Raw genomic sequence first — 13153 nt, forward strand, 5'->3', positions numbered from 1 at the left:
CCGGCGCGGGGCCCGGCCGAACTGGCCACCGCCGGTAACTGGATCGTCGACCAGGACGGCCGGGTGGTCATCCTGCAGGGTGTCAACCAGGTGTACAAGTCGCCGCCACTCTCGCCCGGCGGCAACGGCTTCGGCGACGACGACGCGGCGTTCCTGGCCGCCAACGGCTTCACCGCGGTGCGGCTGGGGGTCTACTGGTCGGAGATCGAGCCGCAGCCCGGGGAGTACAACTGGGCCTACCTCGACTCGGTGAAGGAGACCATCGAGACGCTCAAGGCGCACGGCATCGTCAGCGTCATCGATATGCACCAGGACCTCTACAACGTGCAGATCGGTGGCCACGGCGCACCGGACTGGGCGACGCTATTCAACCCGGGCGACAACGACGCCAGCCAGCCGTTCCCGTTCGCCTACGCCCTCAACCCCGCGCAGAACCAGGCTTGGGATGCCTTCTGGGCCAACGAGAAAGTCGACGGCGTCGGGCTGCTGAACCATTACTCCCGGATGTGGCAGCAGGTCGCCGACCACCTGGGCGGTACGCCGGGCGTCGCCGGCTACGAGATCATGAACGAGCCGTGGCCCGGTACCCCGTGGCTGGGCAGCTTCCTCGGCAACGCCCACTTCGACCGCGAGACGCTGACCCCGTTCTACGACCAGGTGACCTCGGCGATCCGGTCGGTCGACCCGAACACCACGGTGTACTACGAGCCGAATGTGCTGTTCGGCAACGCAACCGCGGTGACCAACATCGGCCCCGTCGACGACGACAACACCGTGTTCGCGTTCCACGACTACTGCATCTTCGACGCCCTGGGCGGTGGCGGCGCGTTCGGCTGCTCGCTGTGGGACGGGATGATGATGAGCGGCGCCCAGCACTACATCGACCGCTACGACGTCCCGGGAATGGTCACCGAGTTCGGCGCCACCCGCAACCTCGACACCATCGCCAGTCAGCTGAACTCGATCGACCCGCACAAGTTCGGCTGGCTGTACTGGGGCTACACCAACGAGGCGGGCTCGCTGGTGCACGACACCAACCTGCCGCCGGTCGGCGACAACGTCGACGAGGCCGTGGTGGCGACGCTGGCCCAGCCGTACCCGCAGGTGATCGCCGGCGTTCCGAACAGCTGGTCGTTCACCGGCGGCGTCTTCTCGTTCAGCTACTCCACGGCGATGGCCGACGGCTCGGGCAGCTTCGGCGCCGGGTCGGAGACTCGGATCTCGATCCCGGAGATCCAGTTCCCGGACGGCTACCAGGTCAGCGTCACCGGCGGCGAGGTGGTGTCGGCGGACAACGCCTCGGTGCTGGTGATCGAATCGGTCGCCGGGGCCGGCACCATCACCGTCACCGTCAGCCCCGCCGCCGCCGGGTAGCGAAGTATCAGTGCAGCCAGCCCAGCTGATCAGCGAACAGCGAGTACCCGACGAAGGCGACGGTGTCGATCAGGCCGTGGGCCAGGACCAGCGGCCACAGCCGGCCGGTGCGCTGCCAGGCGTAGCCGAACACCAGACCCATCGCGACGTTGCCCAGCCCCGCGCCGAACCCCTGATAGAGGTGATAGGCGCCGCGCAGTAGCGCCGACCCGGCCAGCGCCACCGCCGGGGGCACCCGCAGCTGCCGCAGCCGGGTCAGCAGGTAGCCGACGACGATCACCTCTTCGGCGAAGCCGTTGGCGAAAGCGATCACGATCAGCATGGGGGCGCGCCACCAGGTGTCGTCGACCGCCGCGGGGATGACGTCGGCGTTGAGACCCAGCGTCCGCGCCAGCAGATACAGGCCCACTCCGGGCAGCCCGATCAGGGCGGCCAGCCCGAGGGCGCCGGCCAGATCAGTGCGGCGGGGCAACCGGTCCAGCCCGATACACCCCGGCCGGTAGCCGCTGCGCCACAACAGATACAGCGCCAGGGCACCCCAGGCGAACAGCTGTGCGGCCCAGGCCGCGTTGAGGCCGAAGTCGATGAAGTCGAAGTACGACCGGCGCGGGTTCAGCGGGATCCGCTGGGCGCTGAGGTCGCGCAGCACCGCGTCGGTGAGTTGCAGAATCGCGGTGACGGCGCTGAGCCCGAAGGTGACCGCCAGCACCACGGCGACTTCCAGGCGCAGTGCGCGTCGCTGGTCCGCCGGCTCGGTCACCCCGACACGGTATAACCGCTGGATCGATGGCGGGAACCTGCTTCGCGCCGCTTCGCCGCGCTCGCAATCCCCGCTGGATCGATCGCGGGAACCTGCTTCGCGCGGCTTCGCCGCGCTCGCAATCCCCGCTACGGGCGACGGGGCTGCAGGCCGTTGAGGAACGGGCAGCCCAGCAGTGCGCGCACCGCCCGGTTCAGGCTCAGTACGTCCTCGACCGGCCGCGGGAAGCTCAGCCGCACGTCGTGGTCACCATCGGCGGCCTCCACTCGCAGCCACATCCCGTGGCGGTCCACCGCGAGCGGGCGGGGCCGGCCGCGGCGCAGTTGCGGCGGCAACTTGGTGGTGGCCAGCCGGGCGATCAGTTCGGGGTGCGCCGAATCCAGGTGCTGCAGCCAGTGCGCCTCGATCGCGCAGAACGGGTCGGGGCGGGCCGCCAGCAGCTCATCGACGGCGACCGCTTCGGCCCCCGTGGCATCGGCCAGCACCGCCGAGTCCGGGGTGAGCCGCAGCAGCGCGTAGCTGACGTCGGTGGGGACCGCGGGCTCGGAGGGCCGGGCCGTCGAACGCGGGGAGATCACCTGCAGCAGCGCCGGGTTGGGGTTGACCGCGGCGATGCGGTCGAGCAGGGCGGGGATCTCGGGCTCGGGGACGGTCACCAGTCGGCCGCGAATCCACGCCAGCGCGCGGACCCGTTCGCGCAGCCGTAGCGGTGCGTGGTCGGTCAGCTCCAGCATCGCCGCCACCCCGGTGGCGGCAGCCTCGGCGACCGGATCGCCGACGGGAACCGCCACCACCATGGACCCGTCCGGCAACAGCTGGCACACCGGTGCGTTGACCGGCGCGGCGCCGGCGGAGTCGGCGATCGCCAGCAGTGCCTGGCCCCGGACGCAGGCGCTGCGGATCCGCTCCGCGGACGTCGGGACGGTTACCGCTGTGGTGGTGGCCATCAATCACCCTTTCCGTAAGTGAGGTAAGCCTAACTTAATTAACCGTCGTGTCCGGCGCAACCGTTTCGTGGATTCCTGCGCAGCGCCGCGCCCGGGAGCGGCCGCCCCGAATCGCCGCGGCCGATAGGGTTGAGCGGTGACCCGCATCAGCTATCTCGGCCCGGCGGGGACCTTCACCGAAGCGGCGCTGCTCGCGTTGACCGGCGCCGGATTGGTTCCCGGCTGTGGCCATCACGACCATCGCGCCGTGCCGGCCGAGACCACCCCGGCCGCGCTGGACGCCGTGCGTACCGGCGCCACCGAGTACGCCTGCGTGCCGATCGAGAATTCGATCGAGGGCGGTGTGACGCCCACGCTGGACGGCCTGGCGGTCGGCTCGCCGCTGCAGATCTTCGCCGAAACCACCCTCGATGTCGCGTTCTCGATCGTGGTGGCGCCGGGGCGGGCGCCCGCCGACATCCGCACGGTGGCCGCCCACCCGGTGGCCGGATCCCAGGTGCGACGCTGGCTGGCCGAGCACCTCCCGCAGGCCGATGTCGTACCGGCGAACTCCAATGCGGCTGCCGCCCAACAGGTCCGGGATGGAGAGGCAGACGCCGGGGTGAGCACCGCGCTGGCGGCGCAGCAGCGTGGGCTGGCCACGATGGCCGACGGTGTCATCGACGAACCCAACGCGCGGACCCGCTTCGTGCTGGTGGGCGCGCCTGCGCCGCCGCCGCGGCGCACCGGCGCCGACCGGACATCGGTGGTGCTGCGGCTGGACAACGCACCGGGCGCCCTGGCGGCCGCGCTGACCGAATTCGGCAGCCGCGGAATCGATCTGACCCGGATCGAGTCCCGTCCGACACGCACCGAACTGGGCACCTACCTGTTCTTCCTCGACGCTGTGGGACACATCGACGATCCCGCCGTCGAGGCGGCGCTGCAGGCGCTGCGTGGCAGCTGCGCCGAGGTGCGTTACCTGGGCTCCTGGCCCGCCGGGCCGTGCGGCGGAGTGGAGGCGAGGACATGAGCGGCCGGCTGGTGCTGCTGCGGCACGGTCAGTCCTACGGCAACGTTGACCGTCGGCTTGACACCCGCCCGCCCGGGTCCGAACTGACGCCGTTGGGCCGGGATCAGGCCCGGGCGTTCGCCGGGAACGGTCTGCACCGTCCTGCACTGGTCGCCCATTCGGTGGCGCTGCGCGCGGCCCAGACCGCCGCGGAGATCAGTGGACCGTTCGGCGTGACCGCCCGGGCCCTCGAGGGCATTCACGAGGTGCAGGCCGGTCACCTGGAGAACCGCAACGACGACAACGCGATCGCCGAGTTCAACGCGATCTATCAGCGGTGGCACCGCGGCGAGACCGGCGTCGCCTTACCCGGCGGCGAGACCGCCGAGCAGGTGCTGGACCGCTACCTGCCCGTGGTCACCGAGCTGCGGATGCGTTACCTCGACGACGACGACTGGACCGGCGACATCGTGGTGGTCAGCCATGGCGCGGCGATCCGGCTGGCGGCCGCCACACTGGCGGGGGTGGACCGCAGCTTCGCGCTGGACCACCACCTCGGCAACGCCGAGGCGGTGGTGCTGTCGCCGATCACCGACGGCCGATGGAGTTGCGTGCAGTGGGGCTCGCTGACGCCGCCGTTTTATCCCGAACCCGATGCGGACCCGGTTGGCGACGCGCTGCGCTCCGAGACCGACCCGATGGGCTAGCCGGGCGCCTGGGGGCACCTCCCGCTTGCGGGGGAGGGTCGCCGCGTTGGGTCAGATCGCCAGCGCGTAGACCTCGGCGCAGCGGCAGCCGACCGCCTCGCAGTCGACCGCGAACGAATGCGCCATCAGCTCGCCGGGACAGCCGTCCTCGGTGCACTCGGCGGTGTAGAGCACGTGGTGGATGAGCGTGCCGTGGCAGTGCTCCAGCCCCGCCCGGCAGGCTCGGCAGTGGTCATCCATGGGTCGTTCATAGCACCGCCTGCCGACAGCATCGTTCCGCCGCGCCGCTCAACCCCAGCCGAGTTCGTGCAGCCGGTCGTCGTCGATGCCGAAGTGGTGGGCGATCTCGTGGATCACGGTGATCCGCACCTCGTCGACGACCTCCTCATCGGAGCCACACATCTCCAGCAGCGCGTCGCGGTAGATCGTGATGGTGTCCGGCAGCGACCCGGCGTAACTGGAGTCCCGCTCGGTCAGCGCTACCCCTTCGTAGAGCCCGAGCAGGTCGGGCTCCTCGTCGTTGCGGCCCTCTACCAGGATGACGACGTTGTCGAAGGCGGCGGCCAGCTGGGCGGGAATCAGGTCCAGCGCGTCGGAGACGAGTTCGTCGAACCGGCGCGGGTCCATCTGCACACTCACCGCGGCTGGCTACCGGCGGGCAGTTGGTTCAGCCGTTCCGCGGGAATCGACGGCGGCGGCACCGGGGGCTGGCCGTTGATCAGCAGCGACCCGCGAGCACTGTTGATCAGGGCCGCCCAGCCGCCGTTGCCCAGCGTGGCGCCGAGGCTGCACGCCACCTCGCGGCTGCCCGCCGACCAGCTCGGCAGGGAGATGGTGGCGTAGGTCAGCGTCAGCGTCGTGTCGCGCAACTGCACCGGCGCCAGGTAGGCGTCGGTGAGCCGGGTGCAGGTCTCCTTGATGAACGCGTCCTGCTCGGGTTCGGGAGGCAGCGCGTCGGGGAACCGCTCCGCCAGATTGACGGTGCCGGTGACCTCTTTGGTGTGGGGTGCAGCGCAGTCCACCGGAACGTCGTTGGGCTGGTTGGTGGCCGGGTCGATGCCCAGGCAGGTGCCCGGCGGCCAGACCTTGGACTGGTCGATGTCGGCGACCTTGCCGGTGAAGGCGATCTGCTGGCCGCCCACCCCGGGAAGCTGCAGGCCGCACAGCATTCGGCGCTCACCGTGCTGCCGCCAGGCCCGCTCGCCGGCCCACAGCATGCTGGCGACGAATTTGCTGTGCGGGTCGAATTTCGCGCCGAGGTAGCGGCGCACCGAGGACTCGCACTGCTCCTGGGTGATCTGCTCGATGCGGGCCGTCGACGGCGGCGGCGCCTCCGGGCCGTACTCGGCGCCGGGGAACATCTTCATGTCCACCGGCCCGGCGACCTCGAACTTGTGCTCCTCGGCACAGCTGACCACCGTCGCGCCGTCCAGGTCGTCCTCCGGCCAGTTCAGGCAGTCGCCGGCGACCGCACGATCGATCGCCTCGTTACCCTTTCCGGCACCGATCCCCAGGCCGGGCCCGGGGCCCTTGCCGCCCGCACCGGTTGGCGGCTCGGCGCTCAGATGGCCGAGCAGCCCGCCGGGCCCCTCGCCCAGCACGGGAACCACGGTGACCAGCCCGGCGATCAGCAGCCCGCCCAGCGCGGTCAACAGCAGGGTGCGGCGGGTTGCGGCGGCCTGCAGCGTGCGCAGCCAAGACGCCCGCTTGGCGGGTGGCTTTTCCTGGTCGGCTGCCTTCGACATCCGGTCCATTCTGACAGGCAGCCGCCAGCACGTGACAAATGATGCGAAAGTGATGCCGCGGACCGAGCTGGGCCGGGTTGTAGGGTTGCGCCGTGATCGACCTGACCCTGCTGCGTGAAGACCCCGACCGCGTCCGCCGCTCCCAGCTGGACCGCGGTGAGGACCCAGCTCTGGTGGATGCCCTGCTGGCCGCCGACACCGCACGGCGCACCGCGATCTCGGCGGCCGACACCATGCGCGCCGAACAGAAGGCGGCCAGCCGGTCGGTCGGCGCAGCGTCGCCCGAGGAGCGTCCGGTGTTGCTGGCCCGGGCCAAGGAGCTCGCCGAGCAGGTCAAGGCCGCCGAAGCCGCCCAGGCCGAGGCGGAGGCGACGTTCACCGGAGCGCACCTGGCGATTCCCAACGTCGTCATCGACGGGGTGCCCGCCGGCGGGGTGGACGACTACACGGTGCTCGACATAGTCGGTGGGCCGCCGGCGATCGAGAACCCTCGGGACCATCTGGAACTCGGCGAGTCGCTGGGCTTGATCGACATGGGCCGCGGCGCCAAGGTCTCGGGGTCACGGTTCTACTTCCTGACCGGCGCCGGGGCGCTGCTGCAGCTGGGCCTGCTGCAGTTGGCGCTGCGGTTGGCAGTCGACAACGGATTCACGCCGATGATCACCCCCGCGCTGGTGCGACCCGAGATCATGTCGGGCACCGGGTTTCTCGGGGCGCACGCCGAGGAGGTGTACCGGCTCGAGGCCGACGATCTGTACCTGGTCGGCACCTCCGAGGTGCCGCTGGCCGGCTACCACGCCGAGGAGATCCTGGAGCTGTCCGGGGGGCCGCTGCGCTACGCGGGGTGGTCGTCGTGTTTCCGCCGGGAGGCCGGCAGCTACGGCAAGGACACCCGCGGCATCATCCGGGTGCATCAGTTCGACAAGGTCGAGGCGTTCGTCTACTGCCGGCCCGCCGAAGCCGAGGCCGAACACGATCGGTTGCTGGGCTGGCAGCGCGAGATGCTGGCCCGCATCGAGGTGCCCTACCGGGTGATCGACGTCGCCGCGGGCGATCTCGGATCCTCGGCCGCGCGCAAGTTCGACTGCGAGGCCTGGGTGCCGTCGCAGGGCACCTACCGCGAGCTGACCTCGACATCGAACTGCACCACCTTCCAGGCGCGCCGGCTGGCCACCCGCTATCGCGACGACAACGGCAAGCCGCAGACCGCCGCCACCCTGAACGGCACGCTGGCCACCACCCGGTGGCTGGTGGCGATCCTGGAGAACCACCAGCAGCCCGACGGCAGTGTGCGGGTGCCGGCGGCGCTGGTGCCCTATGTGGGTGCCGAGGTGCTCGAGCCGGGGCGCTAGCGACGCCGGGGTCAGCCGGCTCGGGGCAGGCGGTTGTCGTCATCGGGTCCGGCCTTCGGCCGGTGGCGGCGGGGCCTCAGGCGGTGAACAGCCGGCGCGAGCAGTCCAGCAGCATCCGGTGCAGCTCATCGTTGGGCACATCGGCGACCGTGGGGTCGGCGGCCGCCCCGAGGATGCCGGGAACCAGCATGGCGATCGCGATGAGGGTCGCCGGGTCGGGCTCCGGTCCGGCCAGGATCGCCTGCAGCCGTCGGGAGGCGTCGCGGAACTCCCCGATGGCCTCGACCACGCCCACCACGGCCGGGTCGGTGTGGGCCAGGGCGGTGGTGCGGCGGTGCCGGACCGCCAGCTCGATGAGGCCGCTGATGGTGGCCTCCCGCTGCACCTCCCGGGATTGGATCGCCTCGGCGATATTGACGACCCGGGCGATGTCGTCGAACACGGGACGGAAGACGGCGACGACGATGTCGTCCTTGGAGCGGAACCGGTAGTACACCGCCGACTTGTTGACGCCCAGTCGGTCGGCGATCATCTGCAGGGTCGTGCCGATGACTCCGTGTTCGGCGAACAGCGCCTGCGCCGCGTCGAGCACGCGGTCTCGCGCGAAACCGCGCGGAGCCAACGTCTTCGCCACCGCGTACCTCCCGGCCACCCAGAGTGAGCCACCTCGGCCAATTGAACTGACTGTTCGCTTGATTCTACTTTACTGTTCGTATAACTTCGCCTTTGACGATTAAGACTGCAGGCAGGGGGAGGGAGCGTCGCCGATGCTGAAACCACAGGTCCACGAGCCGGCGGAACGCGCCCGATGCAAGCGCTGAAGCGCGGCTGGCTGCCACTGCTCATCGTGGTGGTGCTGGTCCTCGGCACGCTGACCGTGCTGCGGTTGCGCACCTTCTTCGGCGGTGAGGATTCCAGCCTGATCAGCACCAAGGTCGACGACACCAAGCCCTACAACCCGAAAGTCGTCACCTACGAGGTCTTCGGTGAGCCCGGCGCGACCGCCGACATCAGCTACCTCGATCTCGACAGCAGGCCGCAGCACGTCGACGACGCGGTGTTGCCGTGGGCGGTGACGTTGAGCACCACCTTGTCGGCGGTGTCGCCCAACCTGTATGCGCAGGGCAAGGGCGCCACGCTGGGGTGCCGCATCAGCATCGACGACGAACTCAAGGACGAACGAACCGCCACCGGCGTCAGCGCCATGACCTTCTGTCTGGTCAAAGCCGCATGAGCACGCGGCCGAACCCGCATGCCGCCGAGCGCGGCCGGATCGCCAAATGGATTCGGCGCCTGGCCATCCCGATCATGCTCGGCTGGATCGCGATCATCGTCCTGGCGAACCTGACTGTTCCGCAGTTGGAGCAGGTCGCCGAGACGGCCGCCGTGCAGATGACGCCCGAGGAGGCGCCGTCGATGATCGCGGTCAAACGTCAGGGCCAGCTCTTCGAAGAGTTCAGCTCCAACAGCTCGGTCATGCTGGTGCTCGAGGGCGACGAACCGCTGGGCGCCGACGCCCACCACTACTACGACGCGATCATCGCCAAACTCAAGACCGACACCGCGCACGTCGAACACATTCAGGACTTCTGGGGCGACCGCCTGACCGCCGCCGGGGCGCAGAGCCCGGACGGCAAGTGCGCATACGTGCAGATCTACACCGCCGGCAACCAGGGCGAGGCGTTGGCCAATGAGTCGGTCAAGGCGGTGCAGCAGGCGGTCGACAGCGTGCAGGCGCCGCCGGGCGTCACCGCCTATGTGACCGGTGGAGCCGCGCTGGCGGCCGATCAGGACAAGGCCGGCACCCGCAGCATGCACGTCATCGAATCGCTGACGTTCGTGGTGATCATCACCATGCTGCTGCTGGTCTACCGATCCATCACCACCGTGCTGCTGGCGCTGTCGATGGTGGTGACCGGCCTGATGTCCGCCCGCGGCATCGTCGCACTGCTGGGTTACCACAACCTGATCGGGCTCTCGCCGTTCGCCACCAGCCTGCTGGTGACGCTGGCAATCGCGGCCGCCACCGACTACGCGATCTTCCTGATCGGCAGGTACCAGGAGGCCCGCAGCGCCGGCGAAGATCGGGAAACCGCCTACTACACCATGTTTCGCGGCACTGCGCATGTGGTGCTCGGTTCCGGGATGACGATCGCAGGCGCCACCATGTGCCTGCACTTCACCCGGCTGCCGTACTTCCAGTCGCTGGGCGTCCCACTGGGTATCGGCATGACGGTCGTCGTCATCACCTCATTGACGATGGGGGCGGCGGTCATCTCGGTGGCCGGACGCTTCGGCACGCTGCTGGAGCCCAAGCGGGCCAGCCAGGGCCGAGGCTGGCGCAAAATTGGTGCGGCTGTGAGCCGTTGGCCGGGCCCGATTTTGATAGCCGCGACCGCGGTCGCCCTAGTCGGGATCCTCGCCCTGCCCGGTTACCAGCCGGGCTACAACGACCGCGCCTACATGCCGGCCGACTTGCCCGCCAACCAGGGCTTCCTGGCCTCCGACCGGCATTTCCCCTCGGCGCGGATGAACCCCGAGATGCTGATGATCGAAACCGACCACGACGTGCGCAATTCGGCGGATTTCTTGATCATCGAACGAATCGCCAAGCGCGTCATTGCCGTCCCCGGCATCTCCCGGGTCATGTCCATCACCAGGCCGCAGGGGATTCCGATGGAGCACTCCACGTTCGGCTACCTGCTCGGCATGCAGTCGGTGAGCCAGGAGATGACCCGGAAGTTCAACGAAGACCGCACCGCCGAGATGCTGGCGCAGGCCGAGGACATGCAGGGCCAGATCGACACCATGACGAAGATGATCGAACTCATGGAGCAGATGAACGCCACCATGGGCCGCATGGTGGGCAAGATGCACCTGATGGTCTCCGACATCGAGGAACTGCGCGACGACATCGCCAATTTCGATGACTTCTTCCGCCCGATGCGCAGCTATTTCTATTGGGAGCCGCACTGTTTCGACATTCCGGTCTGTCATGCGCTGCGATCGGTCTTCGATGCCATGGACGGCGTCGACACCATGACTGACGCCTTCAAGGGGATCATTCCGGACATGGATGCGATGGCTGCGCAACTGCCGCAGATGCTCACGTTGATGCCGCCGATGATCCAGATGATGAAGAACGCCAAGGCCATGATGCTGTCCACCTACGCCACCCAGAGCGCACTGGCCAAGCAGCAGGAGGAAGCTCAGGGGGATCCCGCCGCGATGGGGGAAGCCTTCGACAAGGCCCGCAACGACGACTCGTTCTACCTGCCGCCGGAGATCTTCGACAACGAAGAATTCCAGCGTGGCATGAAGATGTTCATACCCCCCAACGGCCAAGGGGTGCGGTTCGTCATCACCCACGAGGGCGATCCGCTCAGCGCCGACGGGATCGAGCACATCGACGCGATCAAGCTGGCGGCCAAGGAGGCGATCAAGACCACGCCGTGGGAGGGCTCCAAGATCTACGTCGGCGGTACCGCCGCGATGTTCAAGGACATGCAGGAGGGCTCCAATTACGACCTGATGATCGCCGGAGTCGCGGCGCTGTGCCTGATCTTCATCATCATGCTGATCATCACCCGTGCCGTGGTGGCCGCGCTGGTGATCGTCGGTACCGTGGTGGTCTCGCTGGCCGGTGCCTTCGGTATGTCGGTATTGGTGTGGCAGCACATCATCGGGCTGCCGGTGCACTGGATGGTGTTGGCCATGGCGGTGATCATCTTGTTGGCCGTCGGCGCCGACTACAACCTGCTGCTGGTGTCGCGGCTCAAGGAAGAGATCCACGCCGGGCTGCACACCGGCATGATCCGGGCCATGGGCGGCAGTGGGTCGGTGGTGACCGCTGCCGGACTGGTGTTCGCCTTCACCATGATGACGATGGCGGTGAGCGAACTCCTGGTGATCGGACAGGTCGGTACCACCATCGGGATGGGGCTGCTGCTCGACACGTTGATCATCCGCTCGTTCATGACGCCGGCGATCGCCACGCTGCTCGGGAAGTGGTTCTGGTGGCCGCAGGTGCCGCGGTTGCGGCCGGCGCCGTCACCGTGGCCCGCACCGCTGCAACGGGATCCGGATGAGGCGCTGGTGGGATCCGGCAGCGGCTCCCACCGGAGTTGGTGAGCGTCCTCAGGTCAACGGCGCCATGATCCGCCGTGCGGTGTCGAGCAGGATGCTGTGCAGCTGCTCGTCGCCGATGTCCTCGAGTTCGGGATCGGCTGCAGTGGTGAAGGTTCCGGCGAGCAGTGTGGTTGTGATGACGCGGTCCTCCTCGGTCGGGGAGGGGCCTTGCAGGAGCGCCGCCACCGCATCGTGGGTCGCCATGAAGTCCTCCCGCGAGCGCACCGCGTATTCCACAGCGCGGTCGTAGAACAGGAAGGTGAGCCGGCGGTATCGCACCGCCAGCTCGACCACGCCGCTGACCGTCACGTCGCGCTTGCCCTGCTCGGTCGGCATCGCCTCGGCGATCTTGATCACCCGCACGATGTCGTCGAACATCGGTTCCACCACCGCCATCACGATGTCGTCGCGGGAGCGGAATTGGTAGTACACGGCCGGTTTGCTCACGCCCAGCCGGTCGGCGATCATCTGCAGCGAGGTGCCGCCCACGCTGTGCTCCATGAACAGGTCCAATGCCGCCTGCAGTACTCGCTCGCGCGCGGAGCCGCGCGGCGCCACCGGCTTGGCCACGACATCCCTCCCGTCGTCGCGGCCAAGCCTAGCGCGCGGGGTTGTGGGAGCGGTTCTGCTACGCGGTTGCCGTGGCGTGGCGGCGCTGGCGTTCCATGGTCGCGAAGTAGAACGCATAGGCGAACGCACAACTGGTGAACAAGCTCGACACGAAGTACAGCCACGGGTGCCGCAGGCCCCGCCGGTAGCCGTCCACGACGGTGAACAGCGGCAGCAGAATGACGTTGATGATGGTGTAGTCCTGGCTGGCCGAGCCGGCAGCCGGGTTGGTGTACATCAGCTGGATGTACTGGGTCCAGCTGCCCGGCCCCCAGATCGGGTTGTGGTTGGGGCCGCCGGCGTACTCGTTGACGAAGCGGATGTTGAAGTACCACCCCAGCCCGATCGAGGCGATGCCGATCACGTAGTACACCACCTCCATCGGCGAGAACTGTCCGCCCTGAGGTGGTTTCGCGAAGACCGCGCGGTTGGCCGCCACGATCCAGCCGACGGTCGCCAGGCCCAGCACTGCGTGCACGAGGAGCGAGATCATGCGCTCAGTGTCTCCACGGCTGGCAAGTTTTGTCAATATTGTCATTC

At 68.6% G+C, this 13153-nt stretch carries 14 protein-coding genes; 6 read left to right on the top strand and 8 right to left on the bottom strand.

Annotated elements, in window-relative coordinates:
* Window positions 1-1374, top strand: a 1374-nt coding sequence (locus tag DQP56_RS13105) for a cellulase family glycosylhydrolase (RefSeq protein ID WP_165825013.1), incomplete at its 5' end; no start/stop codon positions are given.
* A 7-nt stretch (window positions 1375-1381) separates the two neighbouring features.
* Here the strand turns inward: DQP56_RS13105 and DQP56_RS13110 are convergent.
* Window positions 1382-2134, bottom strand: a complete 753-nt coding sequence (locus tag DQP56_RS13110) for a CPBP family intramembrane glutamic endopeptidase (protein WP_112686061.1) — start codon at window positions 2132-2134, stop codon at window positions 1382-1384.
* 128 nt (window positions 2135-2262) lie between these two features.
* Entirely contained in the window at window positions 2263-3081 is an 819-nt protein-coding gene (locus DQP56_RS13115) for a DUF2470 domain-containing protein (protein WP_112686063.1), read from the bottom strand.
* Between the two features lie 136 nt (window positions 3082-3217).
* Between DQP56_RS13115 and pheA the strand changes: the two genes are divergently transcribed.
* Together pheA and DQP56_RS13125 are read left to right on the top strand one after the other, a co-directional pair.
* Window positions 3218-4093, top strand: a complete 876-nt coding sequence (pheA, locus tag DQP56_RS13120) for a prephenate dehydratase (protein ID WP_112686065.1) — start codon at window positions 3218-3220, stop codon at window positions 4091-4093.
* Window positions 4090-4779: a histidine phosphatase family protein gene (locus DQP56_RS13125; RefSeq protein WP_112686067.1), complete on the top strand. Its 690-nt coding sequence runs from the start codon at window positions 4090-4092 to the stop codon at window positions 4777-4779. The genes pheA and DQP56_RS13125 overlap by 4 nt, the downstream gene beginning before the upstream one ends.
* A gap of 51 nt (window positions 4780-4830) precedes the next feature.
* Here the strand turns inward: DQP56_RS13125 and DQP56_RS13130 are convergent, their stop codons facing one another.
* The 3 genes from DQP56_RS13130 to DQP56_RS13140 are packed head-to-tail and all read right to left on the bottom strand — an operon-like array spanning window position 4831 to window position 6524.
* Entirely contained in the window at window positions 4831-5019 is a 189-nt protein-coding gene (locus DQP56_RS13130; RefSeq protein ID WP_112686069.1) for a hypothetical protein, read from the bottom strand.
* 48 nt (window positions 5020-5067) lie between these two features.
* A complete protein-coding gene (locus DQP56_RS13135; RefSeq protein ID WP_165825014.1) occupies window positions 5068-5418 on the bottom strand; it encodes a metallopeptidase family protein in 351 nt (116 codons plus the stop codon).
* Window positions 5415-6524, bottom strand: a complete 1110-nt coding sequence (locus DQP56_RS13140) for a septum formation family protein (protein WP_234825649.1) — start codon at window positions 6522-6524, stop codon at window positions 5415-5417. Before DQP56_RS13140 ends, DQP56_RS13135 begins: the two co-directional genes overlap by 4 nt.
* Window positions 6525-6616: 92 nt before the next feature.
* Between DQP56_RS13140 and serS the strand changes: the two genes are divergently transcribed.
* On the top strand, window positions 6617-7876 hold the full coding sequence (serS, locus tag DQP56_RS13145; protein ID WP_112686075.1) for a serine--tRNA ligase: 1260 nt from the start codon (window positions 6617-6619) through the stop codon (window positions 7874-7876).
* Window positions 7877-7952: 76 nt separating this feature from the next.
* Here the strand turns inward: serS and DQP56_RS13150 are convergent, their stop codons facing one another.
* Entirely contained in the window at window positions 7953-8510 is a 558-nt protein-coding gene (locus tag DQP56_RS13150) for a TetR/AcrR family transcriptional regulator (protein ID WP_112686077.1), read from the bottom strand.
* Window positions 8511-8684: 174 nt separating this feature from the next.
* On the opposite strand from DQP56_RS13150, the gene DQP56_RS13155 reads away from it, so the two are divergent.
* Together DQP56_RS13155 and DQP56_RS13160 are read left to right on the top strand one after the other, a co-directional pair.
* Window positions 8685-9110, top strand: coding sequence for an MmpS family transport accessory protein (locus DQP56_RS13155; protein WP_112686079.1), 426 nt, complete (start codon window positions 8685-8687; stop codon window positions 9108-9110).
* Entirely contained in the window at window positions 9107-12007 is a 2901-nt protein-coding gene (locus DQP56_RS13160) for an MMPL/RND family transporter (RefSeq protein ID WP_112686081.1), read from the top strand. Before DQP56_RS13155 ends, DQP56_RS13160 begins: the two co-directional genes overlap by 4 nt.
* A gap of 6 nt (window positions 12008-12013) precedes the next feature.
* Here the strand turns inward: DQP56_RS13160 and DQP56_RS13165 are convergent, their stop codons facing one another.
* Window positions 12014-12574 (bottom strand): TetR/AcrR family transcriptional regulator, encoded by a 561-nt coding sequence (locus DQP56_RS13165; RefSeq protein WP_112686083.1) that lies wholly within the window; start codon window positions 12572-12574, stop codon window positions 12014-12016.
* 58 nt (window positions 12575-12632) lie between these two features.
* Complete coding sequence (locus tag DQP56_RS13170; protein WP_013831059.1) at window positions 12633-13106, bottom strand: DUF2834 domain-containing protein; 474 nt, start codon at window positions 13104-13106, stop codon at window positions 12633-12635.
* Between the last annotated feature and the right edge of the window lie 47 nt (window positions 13107-13153).

The sequence above is a fragment of the Mycolicibacter senuensis genome (assembly GCF_003284925.1).
Classification (GTDB): Bacteria; Actinomycetota; Actinomycetes; order Mycobacteriales; family Mycobacteriaceae; genus Mycobacterium; species Mycobacterium algericum_A.